This is a genomic window from Romboutsia sp. 1001285H_161024_C4, from assembly GCF_015550185.1.
Taxonomy (GTDB): domain Bacteria; phylum Bacillota; class Clostridia; order Peptostreptococcales; family Peptostreptococcaceae; genus Romboutsia_C; species Romboutsia_C hominis.
Map to the genome: position 1 here is coordinate 596,852 of NZ_JADNAJ010000001.1, position 13,581 is coordinate 610,432.

Below are 13,581 nucleotides of genomic sequence, written 5' to 3' on the forward strand. Positions count from 1 at the left end.
AGGTGATAAAATGATTTATACAGTTACACTTAATCCATCTATAGATTATGTAATAAAGCTAGATAATCTAAAAAATGGAGAGGTAAATAGAACTAAAGAAGAGTATGTATATCCAGGTGGTAAAGGTATAAATGTATCTTTAATATTAAAAGAACTAGGATATGAAAGTAGAGCACTAGGATTTGTTAGTGGGTTTACAGGTAATTATATAAAAGATGTATTAAAAGATAAAGGATTAAATGAAGATTTTATAAATATAAAAAATGGATTTACAAGAATAAATGTTAAGGTTAAAAGCAGTGAAGAAACAGAAATAAATGGTCAAGGACCAAATATAAGTGAAGAAGATTTAAATAAATTATATGAAAAATTAGACACCCTTAGGGAAAACGATGTATTAGTATTAGCAGGAAGTATACCCAATACTTTAGATTCTTCTTTTTATGAAAATATAATGAAAAGGCTAGAAAATAAAAATATAAAAATAGTAGTAGATGCAACTAAAAATTTATTAATTAATGTATTAAAGCACAAACCATTTTTAATAAAGCCAAACAACCATGAATTAGAAGAATTATTTAATGTTAAACTAGAAACTGTTGATGAAATAATAACTTATGCTAGAAAGTTAAAAGATATGGGAGCTAAAAATGTATTAATATCAAGAGGGAAAGATGGAGCATTACTTATAACAGAAAATGGAGAAACCTTTATAAGTAACGTAGCAAAAGGGAAAGTTAAAAATTCAGTAGGTGCAGGAGATTCTATGGTAGCTGGATTTATAGCTGGATATCTAAATTCAAAAGACTACAAAGAAGCTTTAAAACTAGGGGCAGCTAGTGGAGGTGCAACAGCATTTTCTAATGATTTAGCAGATAAAGAACACATATATAGTTTAATAGATGAAATAAATGTAGAGAGGAGATAAGCTATGAAGATAGTAGATTTAATAAATAAAAAGTCTATAAGCCTTAACTTAAAAGCAACTGATAAAAGTGATGCTATAGATAAGCTAGTAGATTTAGTAGATAATAGTGGCAATTTAAATAATAAAGAAGAATATAAAAAAGCAATAATAGCTCGTGAAAATCAAAGTACAACAGGAATAGGTGAAGGAATAGCAATACCTCATGCTAAAACTAGTTCAGTTAAAAATGCATGTTTAGCTGCAGCTATTTGCAAAGATGGTGTAGACTATGAATCTTTTGATGGGAGCCTATCACACTTATTCTTTATGATAGCAGCACCAGAAGGAGCTAATAACACTCACTTAGAGGTGTTATCAAGATTATCTACAATACTTATGGATGAAGAATTTAGAGAAAAACTTATAAATGCTAAAAGCGAAGATGAGTTTTTAAGTTTAATAGATAAAAAGGAAAAAGAGAAATTCCCAGAAGAAAAAGAAGAAAAAATAGAAGTATTTAAAGAAAAAACTTCAAAATACCCAAAAGTATTAGCAGTTACAGCTTGCCCGACAGGTATAGCACATACTTTTATGGCAGCAGAAAGCTTAAATAAACAAGCTGAGAAAATGGGAGTTAGCATAAAGGTAGAAACTAATGGTTCATCTGGAGCTAAAAATGTATTAACTAAAGAAGAAATAGAAAATGCAACAGCTATAATAGTAGCAGCAGATAAAAAAGTTGATATGGCTAGATTTAACGGAAAGAAAGTTATAATAACTAAAGTTGCTGATGGAATACACAAAGCTGAAGAGTTAATAACTAAAGCAGAAAATGGAGATGCACCTATATATAATCACGAAGGAAATGTAGAAACAAAAGATGAAAGTAGTGACGAAAGTGCATTTAGAAAAGTATATAAGCATTTAATGAATGGTGTATCAAACATGCTACCATTTGTAGTAAGTGGAGGTATACTAATAGCATTAGCATTTTTACTTGATAATTACTCAATAAATCCAGAGACTTTTGGCTCAAATACACCGCTAGCAGCATTCTTTAAATCAATAGGGGATATTGCCTTTGGATTTATGTTACCGGTATTAGCAGGATATATTGCATATAGTATAGCTGATAGACCCGCTTTAGTAGTAGGATTTGTAGGAGGAGCACTAGCAAATACTGGTGGTTCAGGTTTCTTAGGAGCATTACTTGCTGGTTTTATAGCAGGATACTTAGTAGTAGGGCTTAAGAAAGTATTTAGTGTGTTACCAGATTCATTAGATGGAATAAAGCCAGTACTTTTATATCCTTTATTTGGGACACTTTTAATGGGTATTATAATGACATTTTTAATAATACCTCCAGTAGCAGCACTTAATTTAGGTATAACTAACTTTTTAAATGGACTTGGAACTAGTTCTAAATTAATACTTGGATTAATACTTGGGGGTATGATGGCAATAGACATGGGTGGACCAATAAACAAGGCAGCTTATGTATTTGGAGTTGCATCACTACAATCAGGCCAATTTGAAATAATGGCAGCAGTTATGGCAGGTGGTATGGTACCTCCTTTAGCAATAGCACTTGCTACAACTTTCTTTAAAAATAGATTTACAAAAGAAGAAAGAGAATCAGGTAAGGTTAACTATGTAATGGGATTATCATTTATAACAGAAGGGGCAATACCATTTGCAGCAGCAGACCCACTTAAAGTTATACCAGCTTGTGTATTAGGTTCAGCAACAGCAGGAGCACTTAGTATGATGTTTAACGCAACACTAAGAGCACCACATGGAGGAATATTTGTTGTTCCAGTTGTTGGTAACCCTTTAGGATACTTAGCTGCAATAGCAATAGGTTCAGTAGTAGGTATGATAGCATTAGCAGCTTTAAAAAAGCCTATAAATGAATAATATATACTTAGTTAAAAATAGATAGACTTATATAAAAATAAGTCTATCTATTTTTTATATACTAAATGATTAAAAACTTTATTTATATATAAATTTGTATTATAATAAGATGTATATCCTATCATACTGAGGGAGTAGTTTGCACGTATTGTGTGATTAGGTCAACATAATGACTAAATAGTCTGGTCTAATCTTAAAAAACGAGACTCAGGTATGCTTATTTTGCATACCTAGAGTCTCGTTATTTTTTTGCAAAAATGAAAAATTAGGAGGAAATTATGAGTATTACAGCAGTATTATTTACAGCTTTAGCACTTTCAATGGATGCTTTTGCTGTATCGGTAACAAAAGGAATGACTATTAAACATTTAACAAAATCTTTAGGTATAAAAATAGCCTTATTCTTTGGAATATTTCAAGGTGGAATGCCACTTTTAGGGTGGGTTATGGGTATTGGATTTGAAAAGTACATAAAATCTATAGATCATTGGATAGCACTTATATTATTAAGTTACTTAGGATATAAAATGATAAAAGGATTCATAGATGAAAGAAAAGAAGCAAATGAAGTAGATACTTTGTTAGCTGCTACATCTGAAGAAGAGCTATCTACAAAGGATATTTTAGTGTTATCTGTAGCTACTAGTATAGATGCTTTAGCAGTGGGAATAAGTTTTGCTTTTTTAAGTATAAACATAGTAGAGGTATCAATAGCTATAGGTGTTATAACATTTATAATGTGTTTATTTGGAGTTTTTATAGGTAAAAAAATAGGAAACGTATTTAATGGATATGCAGAACTTATAGGTGGAATTATACTTATAGGCATAGGTATAAATATATTTAATGAACATACACATATATTTAGTCAGTTATTTTAAGTACATATAATCAAAACATAAAAAATATATGATAAAAGTATAGATATAGTAAGTTTTCAATAGCTTATTATATCTATTTTTTTATAAAAATTAAAATGCCTAATAGATATATTACAAAGTGAAAAACGAACTTTATTTAATTTTAATATATAAAAATTCATAATAATGCATAAAAAATATAAAAAAATATTGAAAACGTATGAAAATAATGATATAAATAATATTGTAAAATGATTTTGACATAAAATTAAGGAGTAATTAGAAAATGAAAAAAATATTAGTTTTACTACCAACAATATTATTATCAATATTTTTAATGGTAGGGTGCACATCACAATCAGAACCAGGAAATGAAAATGTATTAGGGATAATAGGGGCTATGGAAGAAGAAGTAGAGATATTAAAAGAAAAGATGGATATAAAAGAAACTACGACTATAGCAGGTATAAAGTTTTATAAAGGAACATTACATGATAAAAATATAGTGTTAGTTCGTTCTGGTGTAGGAAAAGTTAACATGGCTATGTGTACTCAAGTTTTAGTTGATAAATTTAATGTATCAGCTCTTGTAAATTCTGGAGTTGCTGGGACTATGAATGAAGATTTAAATCAAGGAGATGTAGTTATATCAACAACTACAGTTCAGCATGATTTTGATACAACAGTATTTGGAGATCCACTTGGAGAAATATCAAGATTAAATAAAAGATTCTTTGATGCAGATAAAAATATGATAAATAAAGCAAAAGAAGCTGCTAAGAATGTAAAAGGTGTAAATATAGTAGATGGAATGGTAGCTACAGGAGACCAATTTGTAGCAGGTGGAGATATTGCTAAAAAAATAAAAGATAATTTTAAAGATGTAGAGGCAGTAGAAATGGAAGGAGCAGCTATGGCACAAGTAGCTTACTTAAATGATATACCATTTGTTATACTTCGTTCAATATCTGATAAAGCAAATGGAGAAGCTGATTTATCATATGAGGAATTCTTACCAATAGCAGCTAAAAATGCTAGTTCATTATTAGAAGAATTTATAAAAATATACTAATATTAAGAATAAATAAAAGTTGGGCTAATTTATAGACCAACTTTTTTATTATATAAAGCTAATGTAACTAAAAGTCGAATACATATTAATCAAAAATTTTATTAGGATGGTTATAAAGGGATAAATAAAGAAGTAGTTAATGTAGAAAATTTTTGGGATGATTTACGAAATCAAAATGACTATAAATAATTAAATGGGCTAAATATAAAAGGGGAACGAATCGTTCCTCTTTTATATTTTAAAATTTGTTAAAAAAATAATTAATATTGCACTTTTTTTTATTAATGTATAATAAATATAGACGCATACAAATTTGGAGGGAAAAAATGAGAGAAATTTTAGAAGTAAATCCTATAATAGGTGCAATTAAAAATGACGAAAACTTAGAAGCTGTAGCAAAATCAGATTGTGATATTGTATTTTTATTAAATGGAGATATACTTAATTTAAAAAAAATAATCGAATATCTTCATAAATATGATAAAAAGGTATTTGTTCATATAGATATGATATCTGGAATAGCATCAAATCCGGTTATTGTTGATTATATAAAAAGAGAAGTAAAATTAGATGGAATAATAACTACTAAAACTAATATTGTAAAAAGGGCATTAGAGCTAAACCTAGATGTTGTGCAAAGGTTTTTCTTTATAGACTCAATGTCACTTGAAAATGCTATAGAAAGCTTAAGGAAAGTAAAGCCTCAAGCTATAGAAATAATGCCTGGAATAATGCCAAAGATAGTAAAAAGGATAAATAAAACTTATCCTAATATACCAATAATATGTGGTGGACTTATAGATGAAAAAGAAGAAGTTATAAATATATTATCTTGTGGTGCTATGGCAGTTTCAACTACAGATAAAAGTATATGGTAAGGATTAAAAAAAGGCTGTTAAAAACTTAACTGCAATGTTAAAAACTTAACCTTAAAAAATATTGACGGGAAAAAGTTTTTTTATTATTATTTAATTAAATCAATACTAGGCTGGAGACGAGAGAGCTAATAGTTTTTTTACTATGAGCTCTCTCTGTTTTTTTACAAAAAATTGATTTTATAAAAATTAAGGGGGAATTAAGTTGAAAAAAACATTGATGGGAGAGTGTATCTCTGAATTTATAGGATCCTGGATACTAATATTTATAGGTTGTGGATCAGTTGCATCACTTGTATTAAATGGAGCTAGTATTTCACAGTGGGAAATCGGTATAATATGGGGCCTTGCTGTTACCATGGCAATATATGTTACAGGAGCAGTGTCGGGTACACATATAAACCCAGCAGTTACTATAGCTTTAATGGTGTATAGGGATTTTCCAAAGAAAAAGGTCTTACCGTACATAATAGCTCAAATACTAGGATGTTTTGTAGGAGCTGCTACAGTTTACTTTTTATTTAAGAACTTATTCATATCTTTTGAAAATGCTAATAATATAGTAAGAGCAAGTGCAAGTGGTATGGCTACAGCGGGAATATTCTCAACATACCCACATGCTGATATAAGTATAATGACAGCTTTATTTACAGAAATAATAATAACAATGCTTTTAGTTATGGTTATACTTGCAGTTGGAGAAGCTAAAAACTCAAACAAGCCTCATGCTAATTTAGCACCAGTTATGATAGGTTTAACAATAGCTATAATAGGTGCAAGTTTTGGAGTATTAACAGGATTTGCAATGAATCCATCAAGAGATCTTGGACCAAAATTATTTGCAATGATAGCAGGATGGGGAACTAATGCATTAGGAGAAAATATGTATTTCTTAGTTCCAATAGTAGGTCCAATTATAGGTGGTTTACTTGCAGGATTTGTATATGACAAAGGTGTAAAAAGATATTTAGATGATGAAGAGGTTACAGAAGCATCTAAGTAGAAACATTAAATACAACAATAATTATAAATATAAATTTTAAAATTTCCGGGAGGGATTTGTATGGAAAGAAAGTATATAATGGCGCTAGATCAAGGAACAACAAGTTCAAGAGCAATATTATTTGATAAGAGTGGAAACATAATAGCAACTTCCCAAAAAGAATTTACTCAATTTTATCCAAATGCAGGATGGGTAGAACATAACCCTATGGAAATATGGGGAAGCCAAAGTGGAGTTATGAGAGAAGTTCTAGAAACTAATTCTATAAGACCAGATGAAGTTTGTGCAATAGGTATAACTAACCAAAGAGAAACTACAATAGTTTGGGATAAAAATACAGGAAAGCCAATATACAATGCGATAGTTTGGCAATGTAGAAGAACATCAGGGATATGTGATGAATTAGAAGCTAAAGGATACAAAGATACTATAAAAGAAAAAACAGGACTTATACTAGATGCATATTTTTCAGCAACTAAAATAAAATGGATACTTGATAATGTAGAAGGTGCAAGAGAAAAAGCAGAAAATGGAGATCTATTATTTGGTACAGTAGATACTTGGTTAATATGGAATTTAACTCGTGGAAAGGTACACGTAACTGATTACTCAAATGCTGCTAGAACTATGCTTTATAATATAAAAGAGTTAAAATGGGATGATGAAATACTTGAAATGTTAAACATACCAAAGAGTATGTTACCAGAAGTAAAACCATCTAGTTGTGTATATGGACACACAGACAAAGAAATGTTAGCAGGAGCTGAAATTCCAATAGCAGGATGTGCAGGAGACCAACAAGCAGCACTATTTGGGCAAACTTGTTTTGAAGAAGGAAGTGCAAAAAACACTTATGGAACAGGTTGCTTTATGTTAATGAATACTGGAGAAAATATGGTAGAATCTAAAAATGGATTATTAACAACAATAGCTTGGGGTGTAGATGGGAAAGTTGAATATGCATTAGAAGGAAGTATATTTATAGGTGGTGCATCTATACAATGGTTAAGAGATGAACTTAGAATATTATATGATGCTAGCCAAAGTGAATTTTATGCTCAAAGTGTAGATGATACTAATGGAGTATATGTAGTACCGGCATTTGCAGGGCTTGGAGCACCATATTGGGATATGTATGCAAGAGGTAGCGTAATGGGACTTACTCGTGGTGCTAATAGAGCACATTTAGTTCGTGCAACACTTGAATCAATAGCATACCAAGTTAAAGATGTATTAAATGCTATGCAAGAAGATTCAGGACTAAAGCTAAATGGGCTTAAAGTAGATGGAGGAGCAAGTGCAAATAATTTCTTAATGCAGTTCCAGTCAGATATATTAGATGCAAATATAAATAGACCAAAGGTAGTAGAAACTACTGCGCTAGGAGCAGCTTACCTAGCAGGATTGGCTGTAGGATTTTATGATAGCAAAGAAGATATTAAGAAATCTTGGATAATAGATAAAGAGTTTACTCCTAGTATGAGTGATGCAAAGAGAAACTTATTATATAAAGGATGGAAAAAAGCAGTACAAAGAAGTCTTGATTGGGCAAGAGAAGATGAAGAATTTAAATCTGAATTAGCATCAGTTGAGAGTTAATATAAAATTAGTGACAAAAAATATTTTATAGTATATAATTAATATATGAAGGAAAATGTTTACAATTTTAAAGTAATATCTATAATTTACAAATTATAACAAAGTGAATTTTATTAAGTACAATATTTAAATATTTTTGGCTAAGAGATGAGAGAGCCTTCTATACAACGTATAGGGGGCTCTCTGTCTTTTTTTAGAAAAAACATAAGTTGGAGGGAAAGTTATGTATGATATAGCAATAATAGGCGCTGGAATTGTGGGAAGCTCTATAGCTCGTGAATTATCTAAATATAATTTAAAAACAGTAGTACTAGAAAAGGGAGTTGAAGTTTGTCAAGGAACTACTAAAGCAAATAGTGCTATAGTACATGGTGGATATGATGCAAATGAAGGAAGTTTAAAGGCAAGATTAAATGTAGAAGGTAACAAGTTGTATCCTAAACTTTGTGAGGAGCTAAATGTAGAATTTAAACAAAATGGTTCTTTAGTTTTAGCTTTCGATGAAGAAGATAAAAAACATATACAACAACTTTATGATAGAGGAATAAAAAATGGTGTAGAAGGTCTAAAAATACTAAACAAAGAAGAAGTATTAAAACTTGAGCCTAGTGTAAATAAAAACGTAGTAAGTGCACTACTTTGTGAAGTAGCAGGTATAGTTTGTCCATTTAATTTAAATATAGCACTTATGGAAAATGCTATAACAAATGGAGTAGATTTAAAATTAGAAAGTGAAGTAGTAGATATTAATAAAATAGATGATGAATTTAATATAAAACTAAAAAATGGCAAAATAATAAAATCAAAATATGTAATAAACGCAGCTGGAGTATACAGTGACAAAATAAACAATATGATAGGCGGAGATGAGTATTATATCATACCTAGAAAAGGAGAGTACAAAATACTAGATAAATCTGAAGGGAAAATAGCAAATCATACATTATTCCAATGCCCAACAAAAAAAGGTAAAGGTGTATTAGTAACTCAAACAGTTCATGGAAACTTATTAGTTGGACCAAATGCAAATGTTGTAGATGACAAAGAAGATATATCTACAAGTAGAGAAGGTATTGAAGAAGTAGTTAATGCTTCAAGAAAAAGTATAGAAAATATAGATTTTAGAAAGACAATAACATCTTTTGCAGGACTTAGAGCAACACCAAATACAGGAGACTTTATGATATTTGCATCAGATAAATGTAAAAACTTTATAAATGTAGGTGGAATAGAATCACCTGGGTTAGCCTCATCACCAGCTATTGCAAAATATGTAGTAGAAATTCTAAAAGAAGAGGGATTAAACTTAGAGAAAAACACAGATTTTAACCCAATAAGAAGAAAAAATAAGCCATTTTCACATATGAGTAGCAAAGAAAAAGAAGAAATAGCAAAAAAAGATGAAAGATATAAAAAGATAATATGCAGATGTGAAATGGTAACAGAAGGTGAAATAATAGATGCTATAAAATCACCATGTGGAGCTAAAACTGTAGATGGAGTTAAAAGAAGAGTAAGACCAGGAATGGGAAGATGCCAAGGTGGTTTTTGTGGTCCTAAAGTTATAGAAATAATAGCTAGAGAACTTAATATAAATGTTGAAGATGTATTAAAAGATTATGACAAATCAAACATGGTAGTAGGTAAAGTTAAGGAAATGAGGGGTGAGTTAGTTGAAATATAATGTTGTTGTTGTTGGAGGAGGACCAGCAGGTCTTGGAGCAGCTTATGAAGCTAAGAAAAATGGTGCAAAAGATGTACTTATAATAGAAAGAGACAGAGAATTAGGTGGAATACTTAATCAATGTATACACAATGGATTTGGACTTCATGAATTTAAAGAAGAACTAACAGGGCCTGAGTATGCTCATAGATTTATAGAAATGATAAAAGAAGAAAATATAGATTATATGCTAAATACTATGGTACTTAATATAACTAAAGATAAAACTATAGAAGCACTTGGAGAAGATGGACTTATAAATATAAGTGCAGATTCAATCGTTCTTGCTATGGGATGTAGAGAAAGAACTAGAGGTGCAATCGATATACCAGGATATAGATGTGCAGGAGTATATAACGCAGGAGCAGCTCAAAGGCTATCAAATATGGAAGGATATATGGTAGGTAAAGAAATAGTTATATATGGATCAGGAGACATTGGTCTTATAATGGCAAGACGTATGACATTAGAAGGCGCTAAAGTTAAGGCAGTAGTAGAAGTTAATCCTCACAGTAGTGGGCTTACTAGAAATATAGTACAGTGTTTAGATGATTTTAATATACCTTTAATGTTAAGCACAGGTATAAGTTATATTCATGGAAAAGAAAGAGTTAAAGGAGTTACACTTTCAAAACTTGATGAAAACAGAAAGCCTATAAAAGGAACAGAAGAATATATACCATGTGATACAGTACTTTTATCAGTAGGACTTATACCAGAAAATGAGTTAAGTGTTGATTTAGGAGTAAGTCTAGATAGTAAAACTAGTGGACCAATAGTTAGAAATAGCATGGAAACTAATATAGATGGTGTATTTGCTTGTGGTAATGTAGTTCATGTACATGACTTAGTAGATTTTGTTACAAAAGAAAGTAGAATAGCTGGTAAAAATGCAGCTCTATACTCATTAAATAAATTAAAAAATAATGAAAGTGTAAAAACTTTAGCAAGTGAAGGAATTTCTTATATAGTACCACAAAATATAGACACAACTTGTGATGAAGATATAAATTTATTTATGAGAGTTAGAAATATATACAGTAACAAAAAATTAGTAGTAGAAAGTAATGGTAAAGTAATATTAGAAAAGAAAAGAAAACATATGATACCATCTGAAATGGAAAATATAAAATTATCTAAAGATTTATTTAAAGATATAAAAGAAAATATAACTGTAAGTGTTAAGGAGGCTTAAATATGGCAAATATAACTTGTATAGTATGTCCTATGGGATGTCCATTAGTAGTAACTAAGACTGATGATGGATATAAAGTAGAAGGAAATACTTGTAAAAGAGGAGAAAAGTATGGAGTAGAAGAGTTAACTAATCCTAAAAGAGTTATAACTACTACTGTAAGACTTGAAAATTCATATTTAAACCTACTGCCAGTAAAAACAAAAGAATCTATACCAAAAGATATGATGTTTGAAATAATGAGAGAATTGGACACTATAAAGGTAAGTGCACCAATAAGTGTAGGAGATGTTATAGTTAAAAATATACTAGACACAGGTATTGATGTAGTTAGTGCTAAAACAGTAGATATTTATTAAAAAGATAGCTTATGCTATCTTTTTTTTATATACCAGTACTTTATATTAAGCATAAAGCTGTTGATAGCTTACATAGACAACATATATCAATAAGATTAAAATGCAAAAAAAGATATTTTGAGCAACAGACGAAGTCGTGGGCGACATGAAGTGTTTTGCCGACACGTCGCTCAAGCAAAGCGAATTTTTGTTGTACCCAAAAAGTATAAATATAAAAGTTACATCCTTGTTACTTTAATTACGAACTTGTAATCTAAAGTAACAGCCGTGTAACTGTTATATATAATTTTAATATGTTAATATAAATACATAGAAGGAAATAAAATAAAAACTTACATAAATTTACATAAATTAAAAGGACGTGATTAAAATGAAAAGAGCTATAACAGCATTATCAGTATTATGTGGAGGGATGTTATTTGTAAGTCCAATAAACAACATAATATTTGCACAAAATTCTAATAACAAACCTAAAGTAGAAGCAGTTGAAGGTATAAACACTAATACAAAAGAAGAAGTAAATAAAGAAGAAAATAACAACATAGATAAACAAGTAATAAAAAATGAAAGCAATAATAAAGTACATAATGAATCAGTAAAAGTTGAAAATAAAGAAGAAGTTAAAAAAGATGATAATAAAATAAATAAAGAAGAAAACAAACAAGAAAATAATCAAGTAGCTAAAGAAGAAAATACAACTACTAATGAAAATGCAAAAGTTGAAAATAAACAAAAAACTGAAGATGATAAAGTACAAGAAGAAAATGTAGTAGTTTCAAATGATAAAGTACAACCAGACATAAAAGAAGAAAGTAAAGTTGAAGTTATAAAAGTATTAAATCAAGAACAAGCTAAAGATTTATTAAAAATGTATAATCAAGACGCAAACTATACATACCAAGGTGATGAAAATAACTTTAGTGCATTAAAAGAAAAAGGATTAAGTGGATATGTATTTTTCCCAGACTATGATACTGACTTAGGTTTCTTTGTAGATAAAAATACATCAAATATATACTACTTCCACCCAAGTGGATATCTTGAATTAGCTATGTAAAATAAATTAATATAAGCTAAAAAAGAGCACCTCTAAAAAAGAGGTGCTCTTTTTATATAGTAATACTAACAATTAATGATTTTAAGTTGATAATTTAATATAATATCTATTTTTAATAGAATATAAGAAACTATGTACTATAATATATTTATAATTTAAAATATTTTATGATAAAATGTAAATTAAACTAAAAAAATCAGTAAGAAAGAGAGACATAAATATGAAAAGAAAAATAATATTAAACTTAGCAATTAGCATAGATGGATATATAGCAAGTGAAGATGGAGGATTTGACTGGATAGTTGGAGATGGAGATAATTCTTTAAATAGTGATAAAAAGTGGGATTTTAATGAATTTCTAAGTGAAGTAGATACTGTAGTAATGGGAAAAAAATGTTATGACCAAAATTTTCATAATGACTACAAAAGCAAAAAGGTGTATGTAGCTACATCAAAGGAGCTAGAAGATTATGAAAATATACATTTTATAAATGGCGATATATGTAAAGTAATAGAAGAAGAAAGAAAAAAAGAAGGAAAGAACATATTTTTATTTGGAGGAGGGAAATTAGTAGACAACTTTATAAAAGCAGATATTATAGATGAATATATAATAGGAATAATACCTACAATACTTGGAAAAGGTAGACCATTATTCTTGGGTAATAACCCTAAAATAGATTTACACTTAGATGAGTATATTTCAGACAATGGGATTGTCATATTAAGATATTCAAAAAGATAGTATATAAAATTTAAATATATAAAGTTATGAGAATATTTATTTTCATAACTTTTTCTATATATATAATATTAAATTTTAGTTAAAAAATACATAAAAAATTCTATTATAGTTTATGTATTTATTACATTAAACATAAAATTAATTTTATATAGAAGTTATATAAAAATCTTATTGATAAGAATATTTTTTATTAGTACAATCTAATTGTAAAAGTAAAAAAACTAAAAATATAGTTATGTCATTTTTATAAATAACAGTATATATAAATC

At 28.9% G+C, this 13,581-nt stretch carries 12 protein-coding genes; all 12 read left to right on the plus strand.

All coding sequences use genetic code 11. The annotated features are described in order from the left end of the window. Positions 1-10: 10 nt before the first annotated feature. The 12 genes from pfkB to I1959_RS03135 all read left to right on the plus strand — a co-directional run bounded on the left by pfkB (position 11) and on the right by I1959_RS03135 (position 13,312). A complete protein-coding gene (gene pfkB, locus I1959_RS03080) occupies positions 11-928 on the plus strand; it encodes a 1-phosphofructokinase (RefSeq protein WP_166505236.1) in 918 nt (305 codons plus the stop codon). Positions 929-931: 3 nt separating this feature from the next. Further along, entirely contained in the window at positions 932-2,824 is a 1,893-nt protein-coding gene (locus tag I1959_RS03085; RefSeq protein WP_195237071.1) for a PTS fructose transporter subunit IIABC, read from the plus strand. A gap of 278 nt (positions 2,825-3,102) precedes the next feature. Continuing rightward, positions 3,103-3,705 carry a manganese efflux pump MntP gene (locus I1959_RS03090; protein ID WP_092926315.1) on the plus strand — a complete coding sequence of 201 codons (603 nt, stop codon included), beginning with the start codon at positions 3,103-3,105 and terminating at the stop codon, positions 3,703-3,705. 265 nt (positions 3,706-3,970) lie between these two features. Beyond that, positions 3,971-4,756, plus strand: coding sequence for a 5'-methylthioadenosine/adenosylhomocysteine nucleosidase (locus I1959_RS03095; RefSeq protein WP_240275932.1), 786 nt, complete (start codon positions 3,971-3,973; stop codon positions 4,754-4,756). Between the two features lie 326 nt (positions 4,757-5,082). After that, a complete protein-coding gene (locus I1959_RS03100) occupies positions 5,083-5,634 on the plus strand; it encodes a glycerol-3-phosphate responsive antiterminator (RefSeq protein WP_092926313.1) in 552 nt (183 codons plus the stop codon). A 202-nt stretch (positions 5,635-5,836) separates the two neighbouring features. Continuing rightward, on the plus strand, positions 5,837-6,634 hold the full coding sequence (locus I1959_RS03105) for an MIP/aquaporin family protein (protein ID WP_195237072.1): 798 nt from the start codon (positions 5,837-5,839) through the stop codon (positions 6,632-6,634). A 60-nt stretch (positions 6,635-6,694) separates the two neighbouring features. Beyond that, positions 6,695-8,233 carry a glycerol kinase GlpK gene (gene glpK / locus I1959_RS03110; RefSeq protein WP_195237073.1) on the plus strand — a complete coding sequence of 513 codons (1,539 nt, stop codon included), beginning with the start codon at positions 6,695-6,697 and terminating at the stop codon, positions 8,231-8,233. 223 nt (positions 8,234-8,456) lie between these two features. Continuing rightward, positions 8,457-9,917 carry an NAD(P)/FAD-dependent oxidoreductase gene (locus tag I1959_RS03115; RefSeq protein WP_166505240.1) on the plus strand — a complete coding sequence of 487 codons (1,461 nt, stop codon included), beginning with the start codon at positions 8,457-8,459 and terminating at the stop codon, positions 9,915-9,917. Beyond that, positions 9,907-11,151, plus strand: a complete 1,245-nt coding sequence (locus I1959_RS03120; RefSeq protein ID WP_092926306.1) for an NAD(P)/FAD-dependent oxidoreductase — start codon at positions 9,907-9,909, stop codon at positions 11,149-11,151. The genes I1959_RS03115 and I1959_RS03120 overlap by 11 nt, the downstream gene beginning before the upstream one ends. Before the next feature lie 2 nt (positions 11,152-11,153). Next, on the plus strand, positions 11,154-11,510 hold the full coding sequence (locus I1959_RS03125) for a DUF1667 domain-containing protein (RefSeq protein ID WP_166505241.1): 357 nt from the start codon (positions 11,154-11,156) through the stop codon (positions 11,508-11,510). 370 nt (positions 11,511-11,880) lie between these two features. After that, entirely contained in the window at positions 11,881-12,567 is a 687-nt protein-coding gene (locus I1959_RS03130; RefSeq protein WP_092926302.1) for a hypothetical protein, read from the plus strand. 220 nt (positions 12,568-12,787) lie between these two features. Beyond that, complete coding sequence (locus tag I1959_RS03135) at positions 12,788-13,312, plus strand: dihydrofolate reductase family protein (protein ID WP_166505242.1); 525 nt, start codon at positions 12,788-12,790, stop codon at positions 13,310-13,312. Positions 13,313-13,581: the final 269 nt, after the last annotated feature.

Coding starts and splice junctions, on each gene's coding strand:
- I1959_RS03125 (WP_166505241.1), top strand. CDS start 11,154: ATGGCAAATATAACTTGTATAGTATGTCCTATGGGATGTCCATTAGTA.
- I1959_RS03115 (WP_166505240.1), top strand. CDS start 8,457: ATGTATGATATAGCAATAATAGGCGCTGGAATTGTGGGAAGCTCTATA.
- glpK (WP_195237073.1), top strand. CDS start 6,695: ATGGAAAGAAAGTATATAATGGCGCTAGATCAAGGAACAACAAGTTCA.
- I1959_RS03090 (WP_092926315.1), top strand. CDS start 3,103: ATGAGTATTACAGCAGTATTATTTACAGCTTTAGCACTTTCAATGGAT.
- pfkB (WP_166505236.1), top strand. CDS start 11: ATGATTTATACAGTTACACTTAATCCATCTATAGATTATGTAATAAAG.
- I1959_RS03135 (WP_166505242.1), top strand. CDS start 12,788: ATGAAAAGAAAAATAATATTAAACTTAGCAATTAGCATAGATGGATAT.
- I1959_RS03100 (WP_092926313.1), top strand. CDS start 5,083: ATGAGAGAAATTTTAGAAGTAAATCCTATAATAGGTGCAATTAAAAAT.
- I1959_RS03095 (WP_240275932.1), top strand. CDS start 3,971: ATGAAAAAAATATTAGTTTTACTACCAACAATATTATTATCAATATTT.
- I1959_RS03130 (WP_092926302.1), top strand. CDS start 11,881: ATGAAAAGAGCTATAACAGCATTATCAGTATTATGTGGAGGGATGTTA.
- I1959_RS03085 (WP_195237071.1), top strand. CDS start 932: ATGAAGATAGTAGATTTAATAAATAAAAAGTCTATAAGCCTTAACTTA.